The organism is Eisenbergiella sp. OF01-20, from assembly GCF_003478085.1.
Lineage (GTDB): Bacteria > Bacillota > Clostridia > Lachnospirales > Lachnospiraceae > Eisenbergiella.
Genome location: NZ_QUES01000012.1, coordinates 64,905 through 85,748, shown reverse-complemented (window position 1 = coordinate 85,748; position 20,844 = coordinate 64,905). Strand labels below are relative to the sequence as shown.

24 protein-coding genes are annotated in these 20,844 nt (G+C 49.6%); all 24 read right to left on the bottom strand.

From position 1 onward, the window contains the following. Positions 1-9 precede the first annotated feature (9 nt). Positions 10-2,076, bottom strand: a complete 2,067-nt coding sequence (gene flhA / locus DXA36_RS15425; RefSeq protein ID WP_118680409.1) for a flagellar biosynthesis protein FlhA — start codon at positions 2,074-2,076, stop codon at positions 10-12. Next, complete coding sequence (gene flhB / locus DXA36_RS15420) at positions 2,073-3,146, bottom strand: flagellar biosynthesis protein FlhB (RefSeq protein WP_118680408.1); 1,074 nt, start codon at positions 3,144-3,146, stop codon at positions 2,073-2,075. The genes flhA and flhB overlap by 4 nt, the downstream gene beginning before the upstream one ends. Positions 3,147-3,159: 13 nt before the next feature. After that, positions 3,160-3,933 carry a flagellar biosynthetic protein FliR gene (gene fliR, locus DXA36_RS15415; protein WP_118680407.1) on the bottom strand — a complete coding sequence of 258 codons (774 nt, stop codon included), beginning with the start codon at positions 3,931-3,933 and terminating at the stop codon, positions 3,160-3,162. 13 nt (positions 3,934-3,946) lie between these two features. Continuing rightward, on the bottom strand, positions 3,947-4,210 hold the full coding sequence (gene fliQ / locus DXA36_RS15410; RefSeq protein WP_118680406.1) for a flagellar biosynthesis protein FliQ: 264 nt from the start codon (positions 4,208-4,210) through the stop codon (positions 3,947-3,949). Positions 4,211-4,225: 15 nt separating this feature from the next. Beyond that, positions 4,226-4,888: a flagellar type III secretion system pore protein FliP gene (fliP, locus tag DXA36_RS15405; RefSeq protein WP_118680405.1), complete on the bottom strand. Its 663-nt coding sequence runs from the start codon at positions 4,886-4,888 to the stop codon at positions 4,226-4,228. Positions 4,889-4,890: 2 nt separating this feature from the next. After that, positions 4,891-5,232 (bottom strand): flagellar biosynthetic protein FliO, encoded by a 342-nt coding sequence (fliO, locus tag DXA36_RS15400; RefSeq protein ID WP_118680404.1) that lies wholly within the window; start codon positions 5,230-5,232, stop codon positions 4,891-4,893. A 12-nt stretch (positions 5,233-5,244) separates the two neighbouring features. After that, on the bottom strand, positions 5,245-6,681 hold the full coding sequence (fliN, locus tag DXA36_RS15395) for a flagellar motor switch protein FliN (protein WP_118680403.1): 1,437 nt from the start codon (positions 6,679-6,681) through the stop codon (positions 5,245-5,247). A 32-nt stretch (positions 6,682-6,713) separates the two neighbouring features. Beyond that, the gene (flgC, locus tag DXA36_RS15390; RefSeq protein ID WP_118680402.1) at positions 6,714-7,148 is read right to left on the bottom strand and encodes a flagellar basal body rod protein FlgC; all 435 of its coding nucleotides are present in this window, start codon (positions 7,146-7,148) and stop codon (positions 6,714-6,716) included. A gap of 12 nt (positions 7,149-7,160) precedes the next feature. Then, positions 7,161-7,523, bottom strand: a complete 363-nt coding sequence (locus tag DXA36_RS15385) for a response regulator (RefSeq protein ID WP_118680491.1) — start codon at positions 7,521-7,523, stop codon at positions 7,161-7,163. A 49-nt stretch (positions 7,524-7,572) separates the two neighbouring features. Continuing rightward, the gene (locus tag DXA36_RS15380) at positions 7,573-8,619 is read right to left on the bottom strand and encodes a flagellar motor switch protein FliM (protein WP_118680401.1); all 1,047 of its coding nucleotides are present in this window, start codon (positions 8,617-8,619) and stop codon (positions 7,573-7,575) included. Between the two features lie 18 nt (positions 8,620-8,637). Then, positions 8,638-9,438 (bottom strand): flagellar motor protein MotB, encoded by an 801-nt coding sequence (locus DXA36_RS15375; RefSeq protein WP_118680490.1) that lies wholly within the window; start codon positions 9,436-9,438, stop codon positions 8,638-8,640. Between the two features lie 45 nt (positions 9,439-9,483). Beyond that, positions 9,484-10,296 (bottom strand): motility protein A, encoded by an 813-nt coding sequence (locus DXA36_RS15370; protein WP_118680400.1) that lies wholly within the window; start codon positions 10,294-10,296, stop codon positions 9,484-9,486. Positions 10,297-10,299: 3 nt separating this feature from the next. Beyond that, entirely contained in the window at positions 10,300-10,575 is a 276-nt protein-coding gene (locus DXA36_RS15365; RefSeq protein WP_118680399.1) for a flagellar FlbD family protein, read from the bottom strand. A gap of 53 nt (positions 10,576-10,628) precedes the next feature. Beyond that, the gene (locus tag DXA36_RS15360) at positions 10,629-11,480 is read right to left on the bottom strand and encodes a flagellar hook-basal body protein (RefSeq protein ID WP_118680489.1); all 852 of its coding nucleotides are present in this window, start codon (positions 11,478-11,480) and stop codon (positions 10,629-10,631) included. Positions 11,481-11,567: 87 nt separating this feature from the next. Beyond that, entirely contained in the window at positions 11,568-11,948 is a 381-nt protein-coding gene (locus tag DXA36_RS15355; RefSeq protein ID WP_118680398.1) for a TIGR02530 family flagellar biosynthesis protein, read from the bottom strand. Beyond that, positions 11,945-12,652, bottom strand: a complete 708-nt coding sequence (locus DXA36_RS15350) for a flagellar hook capping FlgD N-terminal domain-containing protein (RefSeq protein ID WP_118680397.1) — start codon at positions 12,650-12,652, stop codon at positions 11,945-11,947. Before DXA36_RS15350 ends, DXA36_RS15355 begins: the two co-directional genes overlap by 4 nt. Before the next feature lie 27 nt (positions 12,653-12,679). Next, positions 12,680-13,864, bottom strand: coding sequence for a flagellar hook-length control protein FliK (locus DXA36_RS15345; protein WP_118680396.1), 1,185 nt, complete (start codon positions 13,862-13,864; stop codon positions 12,680-12,682). Positions 13,865-13,929: 65 nt separating this feature from the next. Continuing rightward, entirely contained in the window at positions 13,930-14,403 is a 474-nt protein-coding gene (gene fliJ, locus DXA36_RS15340; protein ID WP_118680395.1) for a flagellar export protein FliJ, read from the bottom strand. Positions 14,404-14,450: 47 nt separating this feature from the next. Further along, positions 14,451-15,764, bottom strand: a complete 1,314-nt coding sequence (locus tag DXA36_RS15335; RefSeq protein WP_118680394.1) for a FliI/YscN family ATPase — start codon at positions 15,762-15,764, stop codon at positions 14,451-14,453. Between the two features lie 18 nt (positions 15,765-15,782). Further along, on the bottom strand, positions 15,783-16,547 hold the full coding sequence (locus tag DXA36_RS15330; RefSeq protein WP_182479094.1) for a FliH/SctL family protein: 765 nt from the start codon (positions 16,545-16,547) through the stop codon (positions 15,783-15,785). Next, positions 16,531-17,547: a flagellar motor switch protein FliG gene (fliG, locus tag DXA36_RS15325; protein ID WP_118680392.1), complete on the bottom strand. Its 1,017-nt coding sequence runs from the start codon at positions 17,545-17,547 to the stop codon at positions 16,531-16,533. The genes DXA36_RS15330 and fliG overlap by 17 nt, the downstream gene beginning before the upstream one ends. Next, positions 17,537-19,126 carry a flagellar basal-body MS-ring/collar protein FliF gene (gene fliF / locus DXA36_RS15320; RefSeq protein ID WP_118680391.1) on the bottom strand — a complete coding sequence of 530 codons (1,590 nt, stop codon included), beginning with the start codon at positions 19,124-19,126 and terminating at the stop codon, positions 17,537-17,539. The genes fliG and fliF overlap by 11 nt, the downstream gene beginning before the upstream one ends. Before the next feature lie 38 nt (positions 19,127-19,164). Then, positions 19,165-19,479, bottom strand: a complete 315-nt coding sequence (locus DXA36_RS15315) for a flagellar hook-basal body complex protein FliE (RefSeq protein WP_118680390.1) — start codon at positions 19,477-19,479, stop codon at positions 19,165-19,167. Positions 19,480-19,841: 362 nt separating this feature from the next. Continuing rightward, complete coding sequence (locus DXA36_RS15310) at positions 19,842-20,696, bottom strand: tyrosine-type recombinase/integrase (RefSeq protein ID WP_118680389.1); 855 nt, start codon at positions 20,694-20,696, stop codon at positions 19,842-19,844. Between the last annotated feature and the right edge of the window lie 148 nt (positions 20,697-20,844).

The following is a 20,844-nucleotide window of genomic DNA, read 5'->3' as shown; positions in this document are numbered from 1 at the left end:
CCCCGGCTGTTATAATGTAATATTCCCAATTGACTGAATCTGTACATTGTTGGCAATTTCCTGAAAAGAAAGAACGTAAACATTGGGATAGAACTGCTCCAGCATCCGGTACAGATACACCCGGATTACCTGGCTCGTCAGTATGACGGCATCCTGGGACAGTTCATTGAATTTCTTAACGCCCTCATCCACCTGGGTGATAAGCCGCTGCATGATGTCAGGGCTGAGAGCGGAGTATACCCCCTGCTCGCCTTTGGTCAGGCTGGCTACAAAGGTTTTTTCCAAATCCGCATCCAGTGTCAGCACACACATCTGCCCGCCCTGGCAGAACCTTCTGGTAATGGTACGCTTCAGGGCCACCCGGACGGCTTCGGTTACCTGGGTAAGATCCTTGACCGCGGCCCCCACATCCGCTATGGTTTCCAGTATGGTTTCCATATCCTTCACCGGAATTCCTTCCTTAACCAGGCTGACCAGCACCTTCTGGAAGCTTCCGTAGGTCATGATACCCGGAAATACCTCATCCACCAGTTCCTGGGAGGACTTCTTCACATTTTCCAGCAAATGCATAACCTCCTGTCGGCTTATTACCTCATATGCATGGGATTTGATAGTCTCTGACAGGTGGGTAATCATGACGGAGAGGGGATCGATAACCGTATAACCGTATATTTCCGCCATCTCCTTGTTATCCGGAAGGATCCACTTGCTGGGTATGCCGTATGCCGGCTCTATCGTTTCAATACCGTCCACCTCCCCTGCCGGATCGGCAGGCTCCAGAGCGAGGTAATAATCTACCAGGATTTCTCCCCGGGCGACCTCTTCCCCTTTTATCTTGATAATATATTGGTTGGTATTCAGGCTGCTGCTGTCCCGGAGACTGATGGAAGGGATGACCACGCCCATCTCCTGGGCATACTGCCGGCGGAAAATGACAATTCGGTTAATCATCTTTCCGCCGCTGGACTCATCCACCAGGGGGATCAGGCTGTAGCCGAATTCCATCTCGATGGGGTCTACGCCAATCATCGAATACACATTGTTGATATCCTTGAAATATTCCCCTTCATCTGCCGTTTTGCGCTGCTGCTCTTCCTCCTGCTTCACCGCCTGCACCTCCTGCAGACGGGCCGCGTCCCGGGTTTTGCGGGAAAGGGTATACCCGGCGGCAATCAGGGCGCCTCCCAGCACAAGCATCTGGATTTTGGGCATCCCCGGAACCAGCATCAGTATCAGCATGATGAAACCGGTAATCATAACCGCCTGTGGCTGGGCCATAAACTGCCTTGACACATCGTCATTCAGGCTTCCCTCGGAAACCGCCCGGGTTACTATCATGCCGGTCGCCGTGGATATCAGCAGGGCAGGGATCTGGGAAACCAGGCCGTCACCAATGGTGGCGATGGAATACATGGAAAGGACCTCTGTAAAAGCCATATCCGACATCACCATACCGATGGCGGTACCGCCGATCAGGTTGATGGCAGTAATGATAAGTGACATCACAGCATCGCCCTTTACAATCTTGGTGGCACCGTCCATGGCGCCGTAAAAATCCGCTTCGCGCTGTATTTTCTGCCGGCGCATACGGGCATCCTGTTCCGTAATCAGCCCGGAACTCAGATCGGCATCGATAGCCATTTGCTTTCCCGGCATGGCATCCAGGGTGAACCTGGCGGCAACCTCCGCTACTCTTTCCGCTCCCTTCGTGATAACGATGAACTGCACCAACACGATAATCAGGAAAATGATAAAACCTACGACAGGATTCCCCTGCAGCACGAAGGTACCGAAGGATTTGATTACCTGCCCCGCCTGTCCCTGATTCATCAATATGTTCCTCGTGGAAGAAACATTGATTCCCAGCCGGAACAGGGTGGTAATCAGAAGTAAGGAAGGGAAAATGGAAAATTCCAAAGGCTCACGGATGCTCATGCTTATCAGCAGGATTACCAGGGAGATGGAAATATTCATGATAATAAACACGTCCAGCAAAAAGGGATTCAGCGGTATGATCAACAGCAGGACTATTAAAATGACAAATAAGGATACCGCATATTTGGTTAGCTTTTTCATTGACCGTTATTACTCCACTTCTGATTCATCTTAAAGACATAGACCAGTACTTCCGCAACCGCACCGTAAAACTCCACCGGAATGGGACGGTTCAGCTCACACTGGGCATACAGCGCCCTGGCAAGGGGCCTGTTTTCCACCACCGTTACGCCGTGCTCTTCTCCTGTTGCCACAATCCTGAGCGCCAGCTCGTCCTGCCCCTTGGCTATCACCACCGGCGCGGCATGTTTTTCGGCATCATACTGCAGGGCTACCGCAAAATGGGTGGGGTTACGGATAATGACATCGGCCTGCGGGACGGCCTGCATCATCCGCCTCTGCGCCATCTGGCGCTGCAGGGTTTTGATTCTCCCCTTGATTTCCGGATTTCCTTCCGTTTCCTTAAATTCCTCTTTTACCTCCTGTTTGCTCATTTTGATACGCCGTTCATAATCCCATTTCTGGTATAAGAAGTCGAAGCCGGCGATCACCGTAAACACCAGGACGATGGTCATGATCATGTCAAATACCATGTTCAGCATAAAAGCGGAGGAAAGGGCCAAATCCATATCCATGGTCTTGACGATCTCCAGAAAATCCTTTTTTAAAACGGTGTATAAAATAAGAATCAGGATAATCGTCTTGAGGATGTTTTTTATAAGCTCCACCATGTTGCGGAGGGAAATGATTTTTTTAATTCCCTCCAGCGGGCTCAGCCTGTTAAATTTGGGTGTGAAATTCTTGGCGGTAAATAAAAACCGGGTCTGGATCCCCACCGCGATGACCGGCAGCGCCATAGCTGTCAGAAGCAGCGGCAGCCCGGCCTTAAGCACATTTATAAAAAAACGGTAGGCCATGTTTCCCAGGCCCCCTGCTGTAAAATCCGTCAGAAGGCTGGATGCGGCAAACATTTCCTTGGCATACCCGGCGATCACCTGCAAAAGTACCGGAAAATACATACGCAGCAGAACGAACATTCCCAGAAGCCCCAATATAACCGTCACTTCATTGCTTAAAAATACATTTCCTTTTTTCCGTTCATCCCGCCGCTTTTTGGGTGTGGCTTTTTCGGTTTTGGAATCGGCCGCCATTCTCTCACTTCCTTTATCCTGCCGCCAGCCTTACTACTTCCTGTATGGTATTCATCATCTCCGTAATCATCCCGCTGAAATAATCCCCTATGGGCGATATCAGGAACAAAAGGACCAGCAGCCCTATCAGTACCTTCAGCTGGATGTTCAGCACAAACAAATTAATCTGGGGAATGATTTTCATCAGAATCCCCACCCCCACCTCCGTGAGAAACTCTATGGCAATGAGGGGAAAGGCCATTTTGACAGCCAGCTCCGTACACCGGATAAATATCTCCAGCATGGCATTCCAGCACCCCGTCCCGAAAGCAATCCGCCCGTAAGGGACGACCCGTCCGGAAGCGGTCAGAATCTTCATCAGGGCCAGATGGCCGTTCACCGCAAAAAAAAGAAGCAGATAATAAAGATTCATTATGGAGCCGGACAGCGCTGTCTGCGCTCCGTTCTGGACATCATACACAGTCGCCATGGAAAGCCCCATCTGGAAGTCCAGGATAGCCCCCGCGCAGGTTACCGCATAATCAAACAGCTGCATGGTAAAGCCTATGAGATACCCGAAGGCAAATTCCTTCAGCAGCAATACCAGTAGGGCCAGCGTGGAAGCAGGTTCTCCGCCTTCCAGCACCGCCGTGGGATAGATCATAACGGAAAGGGCCATTATCATCCCCGCTTTTGCCATACCCGGTATCCCTCTGCGTCCCAGGACGGGATTCAGCAGTATGAAACCGGACATCCTCATTAAAATCAGGGAAAACAGCACCACCTGTCTTGTAAGTTCGCCGCTCATCCTCGCCCTCCTGTTAACCGGCGGCTATCATGGCAAAGATATCACTGGTAAATTCCTGCAGGGACTGAAGCATGTTCGGTCCGGCGACCACCAGGATAATCCCAATAACCAAAAGCTTCGGCACGAAGGTCAGCGTCTGTTCGTGAATCTGTGTGGCTGCCTGCAGGATGGAAATAATGATTCCCACCACCATGCTTATCACCAGAATCGGCCCGGCCAGCTGAAGCGTCATAAGAAAAACCTTGTACATTAAATCTGTTACTTCCCCGTTTGTCATTTCCGCAGACCTCCCTTAAAAATTGAATCCCTTCACAATGCTGGAGAACAGAAGCTCCCAGCCGTTAACCGTCACAAACAACAGCAGCTTGAAGGGAAGGGCTATAGTAGCCGGCGGAAGCATAATCATACCCATGGACATCAGGGTGCTGGAAACGATGATATCAATCAGAAGAAAAGGAACATATATGGCAAAACCTGCCATGAACCCTCTCTTCAGCTCGCTGGTCATGAATGAAGGGATGACTACCGTCATGGGCAGATCCATCGGTTCCTCCACCTCTTCTGTTCCTGATAAATCCGTAAACAGCTCCACGGCACTCACGTCGGTCTGCCGCAGCATGAAACGCTTCAGAGGCTCCTGCATCTGCGAAAGTGCTTCCTCCTGGGTGATTTTTTCCTCCAGGTAGGGTTGATAGGCATTGGTATTGATCTCATCCAGCACCGGCCGCATGATAAACAAGGTTAAAAAAAGGGCCAGGCCCACAAGTACCATGTTGGGCGGAGTCTGCTGTATTCCCAGTGCGTTCCGTGTAAATGACAGGATAATGATAATCCGGGTAAAGGAGGTCATCATGATTACTATGGACGGCAGAAGCATAATGATTGTCATCAACAACAAGATTTCCAGCGTGGGGGTTTCCCCGCCGTTTATACTGATTAACGAATTTTCTTCCATACCTATTTTTTCCTGTCCTTCAGCTTTTCCATAATGGAATTGAAATCAATAGCTTCCTGCTTTGCAGAACCTTCCTCCGTAACCTCGTCACAGGGAACCTCAGCAAGCAGGGAAACCTGGGAAACGGCAATCCCCAGAAGCAGATACCGGTCCCCCACCTTTACAAGTGCAACCGCCTTATCCTGGCCCAGGGCCTGCCTGTCCAGAATGCTTATATATTTTCCGCCGCCCGCTCCCATTCCCAGCTGTATCTTTCCTATTTTCCGCGTGGCAACATAGCAAAGCGCCAGGATAACTACAACCAGAAGCAGCGTACCGGCTGCCGAGACAATCCCTTCCAACATGCTCTCCCATCCTTATGCAACCGGGATATCTTCGCTCACTATCTGCGTGATCCGGATGCCGAAATTATCATCTACCACCACCACATCGCCTCTGGCAATGCACTGCCCGTTGACAAATAAATCCACCTGCTCCCCTGCCAGCTTATCTAACACCACCAGGGAACCCTTATTCAATTCCAGAATATCCTTAACCAGCTTTCTGGTCCTTCCGATTTCCACGGAAACCTCCACCGGTACGCCCATAATCAAATCCAGATTGCTGTCCGGATCGCTGTCCCCGCCGTTTTCCTCCCGCAGGGTGGGCTCTACGGAGGAATGCACCCGTATCTGCTTGGGCTTTCGTTCCTGTCTGGCTGTCTCCATCTGTCTCATATGCTCCATAAGCTCCATCTGCATCCGCTGGATTTCCAGTATTTCTTTGGAAAAAACCGATGCATCGGCTTGTACGGCCCCGGCCTGTGCCGGCATCACCGCCTGGTTCTGCGCGGTATCCATTCCCGGTACCGATGCCAGGTTCTGCGCCGCATACTCTCCCGGTACCGGCATCTGATTCTGCACGGCATATTCCCCCGGTACTGCCGTCTGGCTCTGCGCGGTATATTCCCCCGGTACTGCCGTCTGGCTCTGCGCGGTATATTCCACCGGTACTGCCGTCTGGCTCTGCGCGGTATATTCTTCCGGTACTGCCGACTGGCCCTGCGGTGCATATTCTTCCGGTACCGGCATCTGGTTATGTACCGTATATTCCTCCGGTTCTGCCGTCTGGTTCTGCGGGGCATTGCTCATTCCTGCCTCTTTCGCCGGAACCGTCTGTTCTTCTTCCTGCATATCTTCCTGCAGTTCTTCCAGCATCCCATCCGGGAAGAACCCGGATACCAGCTCTTTAGCCAGCGTAATCGGCATCAGGTTCATGAATTCACTTTCCAGCTTTTCCGCAATATTCAGCCGGAAGCTGATGACCACCATTGCCGCGTTGCCTTCGGTAAAGTATTTATCTTTGAATTGTTCATCACTTGTTATTTCAAATGACTTTGGCGTGGAAATATTGACAGGCTTTCCCAAAAGCTCCGAAAGGGCGGTTGCTGAAGCTCCCATCATCTGGTTCATCACTTCGCAGATCGCGCTGATGTTCATTTCGTTCAGTTCGAAATCCTCATCCGCTATCTCCATCCCCATCAGCATTTCCACTATGGCCTTCACGTCCTGCCTTTTCAGCAGCATCACATTGTCCCCGGTAAGACCGTCAATATAGGTAATTTCCACCCCTACCGCCGGCTCCAGATTGGAAAAGCTGAATTCTTCCCTCTTTTCCACATGCACTACCGGAGTAGTGATGTCCACTCTGGCATCAAGCATTGTTGATGCGGCAGTTGCGGAAGCGCCGAGGCTGATATTGAGTATTTCGCCTATGGCGTCTATTTCTACCGGACTAAAACTATTCGCACCCATTTATCCAATCTCTCTTTCTGGTCCTGTTATGCTTATTTTCCAATTTCCAATGCTTTCTGCATCATCAGCTTCATGGCATTGAAGGCCGTTATATTGGCGTCATAGGATCTGGTTGCAGACATACTGTCTATAGTTTCCTTCACCAAATCCACATTGGGCATCTGGACATAGCCGTTTTCATCCGCATCCGGATGCGTGGGATCATAAACCGGATTCAGAGCGGTTTCATCTTCGGCTATCCGGGTCGCCTGTACGCCTGCCGGCTGCCGGGTTCCTGCCGCCGTCAGTGCCTTTTGGAAACTGTTTTCCCCAGCCTCATGCAGAACTACCATTTTACGCCTGTAAGGGCCTCCGCCTTCCGTTCTCGTGGTTTCCTGATTGGCGATATTTTCCGCCGCCACATCGAGGCGCAGCTTCTGGGCAGCCATCCCGGAGGCGCTTATATTTAATGAATTCAGAAAAGACATTGCCTTCCTCCTTTATGCATCCACGATACTTGATACGGTTTTCAGTATCCTGTCCGGTTTGAAGGGCTTAACAATAAAATCCTTTGCCCCTGATTTAATCGCATCAATTACCATGCTCTCCTGTCCCATTGCGGAACACATTACCACGGTGGCGTCCGGATGGGTCTGCTTGATTTTTTTCAGAGCCTGGAGCCCGTCCATATTGGGCATGGTAATATCCATGATCACCAAATCCGGAAGCAGCCGTTCAAATTCCTCCACAGCCTTCGCTCCATCCTCCGCTTCATACACATCCGTATAGCCGCCTTTGGAAAGCGCATCCTTCACCATCATTCTCATAAATGCCGCATCATCAACTACCAGAATTTTTGCCATTTCTGCATACCTCGCTTTTTTTAACATCTTTGAACGCTTCAGGTTCTATCTACATAACAGATGTGAAATCATCCGCTTGTATTTCTTTTCTTTCCGCCTCCGTCTGATCCAGACGGTTATTGATTTTCACAGCTATCTTTTTATTGCTCACGCCCAGCTTTCCTGAAAACCAGGGCTGTTCCTCCACATACAGCATCACCTCAGAATCATGAGGTTTATTCAAATCAATGACATCTCCCACCTGCAGATTGTAGATATCCGCCAGGTCAAGCTCCGCTTCTCCCAGATCCGCTTTCATTGTCATTACGGAGCCTCTTATTTTATTCATAATTGTCTCGTGGACATCCGGAAGAACATTTTCATATTCATCCTCCGTCCGTTTCCGGTTATCGATGATATCGAATATGCCGGACAGAAGATTCTCCGGAATACAGAAACTGATCTTTCCGGAGCCTCCCTGCATCTGGGCATTCAGCAGGATAATTACCACAGTCTCATCCACAGTGATGTCCTGGAAAAGGCTGGGGTTTTCCTCTATACGTTCCAGCCGGGGCTGCATCTTGATATAGCTGCTCCATGCATCCCGCAGAATCACGATGAAATAGTCCATGATTTTACGGTACAGGGGCATTTCCAGTTCCGTGTAGATGTAGGAGGAATCGATATCAGTGGTGTCCTCATTCCCTCCCAGCATCCGGTCAATCATATTGACCATCAGCGTCTGGCTGATATGAATCAGCAGCGGCGGATATTTACTTGTGCTGTCGGCGCATTTCACATCCACCAGGGTCAGAATATCGTTATCCCCAAGGGCATTGCTGAACTCATAGTAGCGCTGCTCCTCCACGGTGACCGCCTCTACTTCGCAATTGACCCGGAACAGGCTGTTTATCTGGGAAGAGGCTATCCGGCAGTAATTATCATAAATACCCTTCAAAAGCTTCAATTTATCCTTGGTGAACTTCTTGGGGCTGTTAAAATCGTAATAACGGAAGGTTTTCTCATCCGTTTCCACTGCCGGCTCCTCTTCCCCGCCCCCGCTCATCATGGAATTTAACAATGCGTCTATCTGACTTTGCGACAATACCTCAGCCATGTGCCTACTCCTGTTAATTTATTCCTCATTTTTTTCCTCCGGCGAATTCTGGCCATCCACCCACTCTTCGTAGGTTTCGCTTCCATACACCTGTTCGTAGTAATAGCTTAAGCTTCGTTCCACGGAACCGTTTTTGGTAATCAGTATTTCCGCCCTACGGTTATGTGCCCTTCCCTCCTGGGTCTGGAAGGTATCTATAGGCCGGAACTGGCCGAAAGCCATACTGATCAGTCTGGCCGGCTCAATAATATCCTTTTCCTGGATGTAAGCCACTATCTGTGCGGAGCGTTCCGCCGAAAGCACCCGGTCCGTGATCACCTCATTGGGGATATTGGGATCTCCCTGGGAAGTGTGTCCCAGCACTTCTATTTCCTTTATCTCCTCTGCTGCCGGGGCGATAGCCTCCGCAAACATATCCAGTACTTTTTTCCCTTCTTCCTTCAGAACAGGGCTGTCCCCGTCAAAGAAAACCTTATCCTTAAAAGAAATGAAGGTATAGCCGTCCCCCTGGGTAATGCTCACCTGGTTTTCAATTCCCAGATCCTGCGCCGCCTGCATCAGGGAATCATAGATTTCTTCAAAAGCATCCGCATCCGGAAGTTTTTCCAGGGTTCCTTCCGTTTCTGTCCCGTCGGAATGGGGTTCATTCAGCGCTTCTGCGGCATCAGGATTCAGGCTTATAACCAGGTTTTCCCATTTGCTTTTGTCAACCGAGGAAATGCTGTAAAGTAAGACAAAAAAGCACAAAAGCAGTGTTACCATATCCGCATAGGTATTAAGCCAGCCGCCCTCTTCCGATCCCTTTTTTCTTCTTTTCATATAGACACCCGCCGTCACTCTCATAAGCCGTTATTGTCTGTCCGTTTACTGTCCTTTGTCTTTGCCGCCTTTTTTCCCGGCATTATCGGACAAAAGCTTCTTCTGCTGCTTCTGGCTCAGGCAGGATACCAGCTTTTCTTTCAGGTTCTTGGGGTTATCCCCGCACTGTATGCCTACCACGCCTTCCACAATTATCTGCCGGTAAAGGATTTCCTCTTCATTCCGGATATGCAGCTTTTTGGCCATGGGCAGAAAAAGCAGATTTGCAAGAATACAGCCGTAGAAGGTCGTTACCAGGGCCGTCGCCATGCTCAGTCCCAGCGAGGAGGAGGCCCCTTCATCCAGGTTCATTTCTGCGAGCATTTTTATCAGTCCTACCAGCGTTCCGATCATACCGAAGGCGGGGGCGTAAATACTCGCCTTTTCATACAACTCTGCCCCGGCACCATGCCGTTGATCCATGGCTTCAATTTCCCCTTCCAGCAGGCTGCGTACCTTATCCGCTTCCATGGCGTCCACCACCAGAAGCACTCCCCGCTGGAAAAACGGATCCTTGATTTCCGCCGCTTTTTCTTCCAGTGCAAGAAGCCCGTCCTTTCTGGCCAGCTGGGCAAGCTCCACCAGCTTGTTGATAGCGGTTTCCGGCTTATATTTACTGCCGAACAGAAGTATTTTGAAATGCACCCCGATTTTCGCAAGCTGTCTGAAGGAAAAGGATGCCAGGACAGCACATAGGGTACCTCCCACCGTAATTAACACGCTGTCTATATCTATAAAGTTTCCCAGGGATTTCGTGCCGATCCCCCAGACAATTACGGCAAAGCCTAAAATAATGCCGAGAAGTGTTGTAATATCCATGGGTTAAACCTCCTCCTCCTCAATCGAAGGCTCCGCCTCCAGCGGATTACAAAGGCCTGCAATGTTCTTCAGCAACTGATCCCCTAACCCGTTAAAGCCTTCCGCCACCTTCTGTTCATAAGCGATTACCTTCCCGACTATCTCCTCGGCAGGTTCCTTCACTATGTGGTATCTGCCGTTGAGCATAATGATTTTGGTTTCAGGAATGGCAACGATGTATTCAATCAGGCGGCTGTTGATTATAATTAGCTCACCGTTAATTTTTGTCAGCTCAATCACTTTGTTTACCCCTCATTCCTGGCGCGGAGGGAGTTACCCCTCCGCGCTGAAAGTTATCGTTTCATGTTCACAAGCTCTTCCAGCATCTGATCCGTTACGGTAATGATTTTCGTATTTGCCTGGAAACCACGCTGGGTGGTGATCATATTGGCCATTTCCGTGGACAGGTCGGTATTGGACATTTCCAGATAACCTCCCAGGATTTCGCCGGTGGCTTTGTTGGCAGCCCCCATAGAAACCTTTCCCGCGTTGGGACCGATCCGGTAATAATAACCCTGTGTTTTTTCCAGACCGCTGGGATTCTGGATACTGGCTACGCCTATCTGGCCGATCGGTGTCACATCACCCTCATTACCAGCGTCCGACCTTACGCCTGTAATCGTTCCGTCTGTCTGCACGGTAAGGGAGGAATAGGTCTCCCCGGCTCCCACCTTTATTGTCTTCCCGTCGGCGCCTACGATGTAGTTCCCTTTATCATCGGTCAAATAACCCTGATTATCGATTTTAAGGATACCTACCCTGGACAGCATCACGTTTGCATTACTTATATCTGTCAAACCACCCGAAACGTCCAGGTCTTGTGCCGTTGTCACCACAAAAAATCCCGGGCCGTCAATCATACAATCCGATCCCCATCCCGTAGGATTCCGGTTCCCTGTCGTATAATTAACCGTAATAGAATTCACATTGGCACCATAACCGACCTGGGAAGGGTTGACACCGCCTCCGGTGGTCGCTGTCCCCGCCCCTCCGGCGATACTGGTACGGTAAGTAGCGTCCGCAAAGTTTGCGGAATGGGACTTAAATCCCCATGTATTCACGTTAGCGATATTATTTCCGATAACATCCATCTTGCTCTGATGCGCTTTCAAACCTGAAATCGCAGCAAACATTGAACCAACCATTTTATGTACTTCCTTTCTTTTGTATAAATAACTGCTGCCCTCCGCTGTCTGTCTGGCAGACGGATTAGCGCCCGGCAACCGGTCCGGCTAAATCAAAACAACACTGTCAATATTAGTAAAAATGTTTTCTTTCATCTCCTGGTACGGGACCATCGTTACCACAATATTGTTGGGGACATTAACGATGTAAGCGTCCCTTCCCTGCAGGATAACCGTATCTTTGGATCCTTTTTGCCTGGCGGTATCCACGGCCCTGTTAAGGCTTTCCAGCAATCCTGCATCCATCTCCACGCCCCGCTGCGTAATCCTTTCCGCCGCGTGCCTGGAAAACTGTACGCTGCTTTCCTGATTCAGTGTTTTACGCAGGACATCCGAAAATGCGGTATCCTGGTTCCGGCGATGGGCTTCTATCTCATGCTTAAGCTGAAATCCGCCGATTCCGGAAACCGGATTTCTTATGTCTGTCATAAGCTTTCATCTCCCTGTTCCGGCGGCTTCTGTGTACCGTCTCCCGTTCCGCCGTTTTCTCCGGACGGGGGTACGTCATTACCGCCCTCTCCCTCCGGCGGCTGAGTAGCGGATCCTCCCTCTCCGGGGACTTCCGGCGGTTTGGTATCATCGCCTTCCGCTCCATCTGTGGGACCGGGGCCTTTGCCATCCTCTCCGGGACCATCTGTGGGACCGGGGCCTTTATCGTCCTCTCCCGAATCTTTATCTCCGCCGTCACCCTCCGGCTTTTCCGCCCGGCTTCCAAGCATGGTCACCTGGGACAGGTAATAACTTTTACCATCCACAAACAGCATGGGGGATTCTCCGAAAATAGAAGCGCCGGTTACTGTCCCGGTTTCCGTTTTACCGCTTAACATTCCTGTTTTTTCATCAATAAGGGCTACCGTCACTTCCTTCCCAATCATGGAAGAGGCATAGGTAATAAGGGAAATCTGGTTCATCTGGTTGATGGTTTCAATCATCTGGGTCTGTACCATCTGCGCCATCATTTCACTGGTATCCATGGGGTTGTCCGCATCCTGGTATCTCAGCTGTGCCGCCAGCAGTTTGTAAAAATCCTCTATCGACAGGCCCGCATTCCCGGAGCCGCTCACTGCCCTTGCAGTACTCCACTGGGACTCCTGCCCGGAGGCCGCGCTTGTCGCATCATTTACTTCCGGCATCTGTTTTCCCTCCTTTCTTCTGTTTTCTTAAACCAGCCCAAGCCTGAGCTGCTGCAGGAAATCCATACTGTCTTCCTTTCCGGAATGTTTCTTTTTGTCCTGCTCCTCTTGCGGATAATTCTGTTGTCCGCCCTGATCGCTGCGTCCCTGATCCAGATAGTTATGGTCTGTCCGTTCCAGGTATACATTGGTGGGCGTTCCCAGATTTCCTTCCAGTATGGAACCCAGCTCCCTGGCATGTCCCGAAAGCAGTTCCAGTGTCTTTTCATTGGTACACTGGATGGATACCATAGCCCTGCCGTTCTCATAGGATGCTTTGATTACCAGCTTTCCCAGACTTTCCGGCTCAAGCTGCAGGGTAAAATCCTTTTCCCCCGCCGCCAGTCTGCTGAAAAGCTCTCCGGGCAGCTTTCCGGCGATCTCTCCGCTGTTTTTTAACGTACCGTTTACAGGCTGTTCCCCGGCTGCTGCATCCGGCCGCATGCCGGCCATGCTGTCCCATACGCCGTTATTTGCCTGCATACCCTGTTCCGGTACCCCTTCCTGTGTTTTTTCGGAAGCCTTCCTGGTATCTCCGGTAATTTCCGGTTGTCCGGTCCCCTTTTTTTCAGTCTCCTGCATGGTTTCCCGGCCCGCCGGATCCTTTGCGTGCAAAACTGCCGAATCCGGGACAAACGGTTCCTGTACCTCTGTCTTGGCCTCCGTCCGCGCCGGATCCATCCCCGACGCAAGAAAGCCCGGTTCCTCCGCCGCTGTTTCAGGCGTTATTCCGGTATTCCCCACAGCCGCCGTACCGGTATCTTCCCCGGTAAGCAGCCCCGGCGTACCGTCTGCTGCCGCAGCCTGCTGCAATGCCTGGACTTCTTCCTGTCCGAATCCCATACAAGCCATATTCTCCCGGCCCGGCAGCTGCATCCACAATATGGCGCTCAGAGCCGCCTCCGGAAACATCCAGGCTGCTGTTTTGTCCGTTATCTTTCCGGACTCCTCCATGCCTTTTTCTTCTCCGGCGCTGTTTTCCACGGCCTTATCCGCATCCCCGGGCTTTCCGGTATCTCTGCCGGAAGAACTTCCTGTCTTATTGTTTGCTGCATAATTCATGATGTCCTTCATCATCTCCCGGTATTTATCCGAAGCCGAAGCGCTTTCTCCGGCGGAACGTACCGTTCCCTGGCTTCCCGAAGACGGGATTGCGGTAAAATCTACTGCCATGTGACTTCCCTCCTTTCCTGTAAGATTATGTATTTGGCAAACTGCTTTCACAGTAATACCCTGCTTTATGCCCTGCCGGCCATGCTCTCCTGTCCCTGTTTTACAAGACTTGCCGTATTGGAGACAAACTCATCAATGAACTGTTCTTCCTTTTTCAGGGCCGTTTTCTCATATTCCTTCTGTTTCTTCTCCTTCAGCTTTTCAAAGGAGGAGGTTTCCACCTTTGCGGCTACCATTTCCTTCCGCTTCTGTTCCGCTTCCTTCTTTAATACGGCAAGCTGCTCTTTTTCCTTTTCCGTGTTTTTCCGGAGATTGTTCAGGTAGCCGTCATAAGCCACCATGACATTCACCGTACAGCCCTGCTTCTTCCTGGCTTCAAATTCATTTCTGACGCCGGCAAATTCGGCGTTCAGGCTGTCAATATACCGTTCCTGCTTTTTTACCCGGTCCATTCTCTGTGAATATTCACTGCGCAGGTTATTTTCCACCTGCTCTTTGTAGTCCAGAACCTTATCCAATGTAAAAACAAACTTTTTCATGTCCCTTCCTCATCCGGAATTGGAACTCTTCCGTTCGTCCCCTCTTGTTATTTTGCCGCTTTGTCCAGAATACGGTTCATTTCCGTCAGGATATCCCCGTAAGTGAATTTCTCATCCACCTTCTGTACCAGAAACCGGTTCACCTGACCGATTTTGGAAATCGCATAGTCCAGCTTGGGATTGGTACCGGCTTTATAAGCGCCTATGGATACCAGATCCTCATTCTGGGCGTAAATGCTGAGTATATTCCGGATACCCGACGCCGCCTCCTCATGCTCTTTAGAGACAACACTCGTCATCAGACGGGATATGCTGGCGCCGATATCGATAGCCGGGAAATGTCCTTCATTGGCAAGTTTTCTGGTCAGCACGATATGGCCGTCCAGGATACCCCTCACCGTATCCGCCACAGGCTCGTTGGTGTCATCCCCTTCCACCAGTACGGTATATACTCCGGTGATGGATCCCTTTTCAAAATTCCCGCTGCGTTCCAGCAGTTTGGGGAATTCGGCATATATGGAAGGGGTATAACCTCTTGCAACGGGAGGTTCCCCGGTAGCAAGACCGATTTCCCTCTGAGCCATGGCAAAACGGGTCAGGGAATCCATCATCAGAAGCACATCCTTTCCCTGATCCTTGAAATACTCCGCAATGGTGGTAGCTACCAGAGGACATTTCATCCGGAGCATAGCCGGCTGATCCGAAGTGGCCACTACCAGGACGGAACGGCGCATCCCTTCTTCCCCCAGATCTTTTTCAATAAACTCCCGGACCTCTCTGCCCCGTTCTCCCACAAGGGCAATGACATTGATATCCGCCTTCACATTTTTGGCAATCATCCCCAGCAGGGTACTTTTCCCCACCCCGCTTCCGGCAAAGATCCCAATCCGCTGTCCCTTGCCGATGGTATTGAGCCCATCAATGGCCTTGATGCCGAAATCCAGCTTTTCCTCGATAATCGGCCTGCTCAGGGGATTGATTTTCGGGCTTTCCACATAATAATACCGGGAGGATTCCACAGGCCCCAAATCATCCATGGGTTGTCCGAGGGAGTCGATAACCCTTCCCCGCAGCGCCTCTCCCACCGGTATTTTCAGCCGCTTTCTGGTGTTTCTCACAAAGCTTCCCGCCCCGATTCCGCTCATATCGTCATAAGCCATCAGACGGAGCATATCTTCATGGAAGCCCACGACCTCCGCCGGAACCTGTTTTTTCAAGTCCTCGTTATAAATCATGACGATATCGCCTATGCTTCCCATGCCGCCGGAAGCTTCCATGGCCATTCCCACGATGTTTTCTATTTTTCCTATGTGGCTGACTGTTTCCGATCCGGAAATCAGTCCGGGCAGGTTCTTAAGCACCGTAACCGCCTCCTTCCTTTAAGGGCGGGCATTTTCCAGGATTCCGCGGATATTTTCCAGCTGGGTGCCCGTGCTCAAATCGATAATCTCGCTTGGCAGTTCTATAATGCAGGTACCGGGTTCTTCTTCCATAACCACAATTTTCACATTGTCCGACAGCTTGGAAAGTTCCCGGATAAACTCCGAGTCGCCCTGTATGCTGATTCCTGGTTCTTCTTTACCGATATAAATCTTGGCCCATGCGGTTTTTTTCAGCTTTTCCGTGTTGGAAATGATCATACGCTTTATGATTTCACTGCTGGATTTCAGACTCGTATGGATGATTTTTTCCGCCACTGCCAAAGCAATATCCTTCAGATCATCCATATATTTTTCGAGCACCTTGTCCTTCTTGTTCCCCATATCCCGGATCAGGGAGAAGATTTCCTGACGCAGGCTGTCAAGCTCCGCTTCATAGGCCTGTCTGTGGTCCGCATACGCTTTTGCTTCGCCGTCTTTGTAACCGGCTTCATAACCCTCCTGCTTTCCTTCCGCAAACGCTTCTTCTTTTATTTTTTCAGCTTCCGTGCGGGCGGTATTCAGGATGGTTTCGGCCTTCTGGATTTTTTTCTGATATTCCTTTTCGAATATATAGCTCAGGGTTTCCTCTTCTTTTTCTTCCCCCGGGTCTTCTTCCGGCTCCGGCTCCTCCGGCTTTTTCTCCCGCAGATCCGGATAGGAATCAAACGGCCGGATCTGCGGTTCTTTTTTCTTCAGTGCTGTATTGTCAAACAACGATATCATCCTTACCACCCTTGTTAATGATCAGCTCTCCGGCCTCTTCCAGCCGCCGGATTGTGTTTACAATACGCTGCTGTGCCTCTTCGATATCACGCAGCCTTACGTTGACCGTAATCTCCAGATCGGACTGTATGGTTTCCGCCATACGGGAGGACATATTCCGGTAAAACAGGCCCGACATTTCTTCCGAAGCATTTTTCAGCGCATATACAATATCCTTCATATCGCAATCGCGGATAAAACGCTGGATAGAACGTTCGTCCATGGTGGCGATATCCTCGAAAACAAACATCTTCTTGCGTATGGTATCCGCCAAATCCGGATCGTCTTTTCCCATTTCGTCGAAAATGGCTTTTTCGTTGCTGCGGTCCATATGGTTCATTACATCCGCGATATAATCCACACCGCCGATTACGGTGTAATCCGTTGTCAGGATATTGTCGAATTTCTTACGCAGCTGTGACTCCACCAGCTTGATGGCTTCCGGGGAAGCGCTTTCCATCCGGGCGATGCATTCCACCACCGGTATTTTCTTATCCTCCGGCAGCTCCGCGATCACCTGGGCCGCCTGCTCCGCATCGGTATAGGATAAAATCAGGGCGATTGTCTGGGGCCGTTCATGCTGGAGCATGGAATACAGGTTTTTACTGTCGGCCTTTCTGACAAATTCAAAGGAACGGTTCTTCAGGAATTTCGCAACCTTCGACAGCAGCTCGCTGGCGGTGGATTCCCCGTACGCTTTCTCCAGGACGCTTCTGGCATATTCCAGTCCGCCGTCCGTAACGATTTTCTGGGTCAGGCAGGTTTTGTAGAATTCGTCCAGAGTTTCCTCCGACTGCTCCGCGTCCAGGTGGCCCAGCTTGGCCACCTCCACGGTAATTTTCTCCACTTCCTCTTCACCCAGATATTTGTATATCTTAGACGCCTTATCCGCGCCCAGCGATATGATGACCGCTGCGGCCTTCTGTTCAGGCGTCAGTTTCTTAGAAGTATCAGCCGCCATTTTGACCTCCTCCACTCAGCCAGCTTTTCAGCAGCTGTGCCGATATCTCCGGATTCTGTTCCGTGAAGTCCCTCACATCCTCCCGCAAACCGCGGGCTTTTTCATTCTGTATCTTGTCGATTTCCGGATTGTGTTCGGGGATAACCACCTCAACCTCCCGGCTCCCCTGCATAACCCGTTTCTTCTTTTTCCGTTTCCGCCGGATAAGGAAGAACACAAACAGCAGAAGGAACAACAGGAACAATACGCCGGCTCCGATAAGCACCAGGAGAGGTTCCTTGCTTAATTCTTCCAGTATGCCTTCCAGCAGCCTTCCTGTATCCGGGCTGCTTCCCTCCGACTTGAAGAAAGGTGTGCTGACCACGGTTATCTTGTCATTCTGGTTCTCCGGAAGGATACCGGCTGCATTCCCGATTAAGGCCTTTAACTGGTTCTGGTTCAGTTCTCCGAAATCACTGCCGTTAATGGCGGCAGAGATAGTCAGATCCTCCAAAGCACCGGCGGGCACCTGTCCCTGTTCCTTCACCTGGTTAATCACATATTCCCGTGTTGCGCCGGAGCTGTAATAGCTGCTGCTTCCGTTTTCGGTCCCTGCATATTGGGTAACATCCGCATTGGTTTCTGCGCCCGCCACACCTCCGGTCCCGGAAATCCCGTCACTGGTCTCTTCGCTAACGGTTTCACTGGATATGATCCCCGTTTTATCCGTTTCGTCTATTTTGTCCGGTGTGGAGTAGGTCAGCGTTTCCCGGATCAACTCTTCCATGTCAAGCTTACATTTTACGGAAACCCTCACATTGTCCGTCCCGTAAATGGCCCCCAGCAGATTCATCACCTTTGCGGTAATCTGCCCTTCCACGATCTGGGCTATCTGCTCCCCGCTCGTGCTGCTGCTTTCCCCGGAATCCGCCATGGCGGTTATTTCCATTCCGTTTCCATCGAATACGGATACATTTTCCATCTGCATTCCGGCCACACTGCCTGCAACCAGCCGCTGGATGGCGGATGCCTGTTCCTTCGTGGGAGAGCCTCCGTTTTCCATAAGAACCACCACGGAAGCACTGGAGCCATTTTCCCGGGAATCCTCCTGCAGCACGTATTTCTGCTGCTCTCCCAGGGCAATGGTAACCTTTGCATCCTGTACCCCGTCGAACAGCCCTACCGTCGCTCCAATCCGGTTCTGAAGCTCATACAGCTTGTAGGTCTGTTTGTCGGAATCCGTGGTCATTCCCCCCGCGTTATCAATAAAAAGATCATAGGAAAAACCGCTTTTCGGATACCCCTCCTGGGCTAACTGGGCACGGACCTGATCTGCCGCCCTTCTGTCCACCAGCACATCCCCGTTCTCCCTGTACTGGTAAGCCACGCCGCTTTCCTGCAGCCTGGTAACAATTTCAGAGGCTTCCTCTGCATTCACACCGGAATACAGAACGGTATAATTCTTATGATTTATTACTACAGCAAGTATCACCGCAAAAATAATCAGGGCAGCCGCCCCAATTAAAATAAGCTTTCTTGTTTTCGCGTTTATCTTTTCGATGGTTTCCCTGATTTTAGACCATATCTCTTTTGTATTCATTTTTATGTTCCCTCTGTCATCCTTTTAGCTTCTGAAGCTTACACATTCAGCCTCATCAGTTCATTGTAAGATTCCAGCGCTTTATTTCTCAGCGATACCACCATATCAACCGTCAGCTGGGCATAGGACCCCGCTATTGTCACGGAATGGGCATCTTCTATCTGCCCGGTTGCAAGAAGGTATTGCTGCTCGGAATAATTCTCTTCCGCCTCCCTTGCTTCTGACAGCATATTCTGAAAAATATCACTGAACATAGCTGCCCCATTGTTCCCTTCCGTACGTTCTTCACCGATACCTTCTGCTCCCGCCTGCATACGTCCGGGAGTAAGCGGAATGATAAATAAATTTTCCATAACCAGCCTCCATGATGTGATAATGATAATCCACAACATAATATGGATTATGTTGTACGGGATTTTGCCAAAGGAAAGAGCACCACTGCGGATTTGCAGTGGTGCTCTTATACTATCGAAATGGAAGTTACACTATGGAATGATGTAATTAATACTTATAATTAAGATTATAAGTATTTGTTCAAATAACAAAATGTTACGCAAACGAAAGATATGTACGGAAATAATAATATTTCTGGAAAAAAAATGTCGAATTTTTGTATTATTGTTGCAATTTTTGGAATATGCCATTATACTAACAACTATAATGATTTCAATAACAGATATAGTATAACAACATAATCCATATTATGTTGTTTTTTTTAATGTTCGGAAAGGACCAGCCCCATACCTGATATCCGGCGGAAATGTTCCGCATCATTGATCCGGGTATAAATCCGTGTGGTTTCCATGCTGCTGTGTCCAAGAACATCCGACAGATATATTATATTTTTTTCTTTTTCATAATACGTGACCGCAAAGAGATGTCTCAGATTGTGAGGGTATACCTTCTTTTCTTCCACATGAGCTTTTGCACTCAAATTTTTCATTTCTCTCCATATATTGCTTCTGTCTATCGGTTTGCCGTTTTTCGTTGTAAAAATCATCCCCTTACTTTTTCCTGTTTCCGCACAGTACTGCTTCAGGCATTTCTGAAGCTCCGGAGGTATCAGGATTATTCTGACTTTGCCTTTATTGTTCACAACAACTTTTCCATCTTTTACCGCTTCCACTGTTATATACTGCAATTCACTCACTCTGATTCCTGTAGAACAGATAGTCTGCAGGGCCATTGCCAGCCTGGGCTTGTTTTCGTCATTCGCTGCCTCTATCAGTCTGGCATACTCATCTTTAGACATCCCCTCTTCCGAATCACGGAATGCACTTTTCTGTACCTTTAAAAGTTTTATTCTGCAGTCGTCCCAATGCTGATGGGTAAAGAAAACATTCAATGCAATTAACATGGAATTAATACTGGATGCCTTATACTTCATCAAAAGTAATTCTTTGTAATGTATGACCTCTGCCTTAACTACCTTTTTATCATCGGGCAGAAAATGATAGAAGGCTCTGATATCCCTTAAATACTTGTCTATCGTGGCCTTGCTTTTTTCCTCCTCATACAGTTTACTTCTATACTCCTGAATCAGTGAAAGTGTTAATATATGCGGTCTCATTTATTACCTCCCAATCGCTCTCTTTCCGTTCATCCTTTATTTTGTTTTTTAATATTGTGTTAAATGTGCTTCTTTCTTCCATGACTTGTCCCTTCCATTTCAAAAAAATATCTGCTAGATCCCTTTTTTCATTTTCAGGTGTCTAACA

Coding starts and splice junctions, on each gene's coding strand:
- fliR (WP_118680407.1), bottom strand. CDS start 3,933: ATGAGCGGCGAACTTACAAGACAGGTGGTGCTGTTTTCCCTGATTTTA.
- DXA36_RS15370 (WP_118680400.1), bottom strand. CDS start 10,296: ATGGATATTACAACACTTCTCGGCATTATTTTAGGCTTTGCCGTAATT.
- DXA36_RS15385 (WP_118680491.1), bottom strand. CDS start 7,523: ATGGCAAAAATTCTGGTAGTTGATGATGCGGCATTTATGAGAATGATG.
- DXA36_RS15330 (WP_182479094.1), bottom strand. CDS start 16,547: ATGATATCGTTGTTTGACAATACAGCACTGAAGAAAAAAGAACCGCAG.
- fliO (WP_118680404.1), bottom strand. CDS start 5,232: ATGTTGGAAGGGATTGTCTCGGCAGCCGGTACGCTGCTTCTGGTTGTA.
- fliJ (WP_118680395.1), bottom strand. CDS start 14,403: ATGAAAAAGTTTGTTTTTACATTGGATAAGGTTCTGGACTACAAAGAG.
- DXA36_RS15350 (WP_118680397.1), bottom strand. CDS start 12,652: ATGCCGGAAGTAAATGATGCGACAAGCGCGGCCTCCGGGCAGGAGTCC.
- fliQ (WP_118680406.1), bottom strand. CDS start 4,210: ATGACAAACGGGGAAGTAACAGATTTAATGTACAAGGTTTTTCTTATG.
- fliG (WP_118680392.1), bottom strand. CDS start 17,547: ATGGCGGCTGATACTTCTAAGAAACTGACGCCTGAACAGAAGGCCGCA.
- DXA36_RS15355 (WP_118680398.1), bottom strand. CDS start 11,948: ATGACAGACATAAGAAATCCGGTTTCCGGAATCGGCGGATTTCAGCTT.
- DXA36_RS15310 (WP_118680389.1), bottom strand. CDS start 20,696: ATGAGACCGCATATATTAACACTTTCACTGATTCAGGAGTATAGAAGT.
- fliP (WP_118680405.1), bottom strand. CDS start 4,888: ATGGAAGAAAATTCGTTAATCAGTATAAACGGCGGGGAAACCCCCACG.
- DXA36_RS15380 (WP_118680401.1), bottom strand. CDS start 8,619: ATGGCTGAGGTATTGTCGCAAAGTCAGATAGACGCATTGTTAAATTCC.
- DXA36_RS15345 (WP_118680396.1), bottom strand. CDS start 13,864: ATGGCAGTAGATTTTACCGCAATCCCGTCTTCGGGAAGCCAGGGAACG.
- flhA (WP_118680409.1), bottom strand. CDS start 2,076: ATGAAAAAGCTAACCAAATATGCGGTATCCTTATTTGTCATTTTAATA.
- DXA36_RS15375 (WP_118680490.1), bottom strand. CDS start 9,438: ATGAAAAGAAGAAAAAAGGGATCGGAAGAGGGCGGCTGGCTTAATACC.
- fliF (WP_118680391.1), bottom strand. CDS start 19,126: ATGAATACAAAAGAGATATGGTCTAAAATCAGGGAAACCATCGAAAAG.
- flgC (WP_118680402.1), bottom strand. CDS start 7,148: ATGTCTTTTCTGAATTCATTAAATATAAGCGCCTCCGGGATGGCTGCC.
- DXA36_RS15315 (WP_118680390.1), bottom strand. CDS start 19,479: ATGGAAAATTTATTTATCATTCCGCTTACTCCCGGACGTATGCAGGCG.
- fliN (WP_118680403.1), bottom strand. CDS start 6,681: ATGGGTGCGAATAGTTTTAGTCCGGTAGAAATAGACGCCATAGGCGAA.
- flhB (WP_118680408.1), bottom strand. CDS start 3,146: ATGGCGGCCGATTCCAAAACCGAAAAAGCCACACCCAAAAAGCGGCGG.
- DXA36_RS15360 (WP_118680489.1), bottom strand. CDS start 11,480: ATGGTTGGTTCAATGTTTGCTGCGATTTCAGGTTTGAAAGCGCATCAG.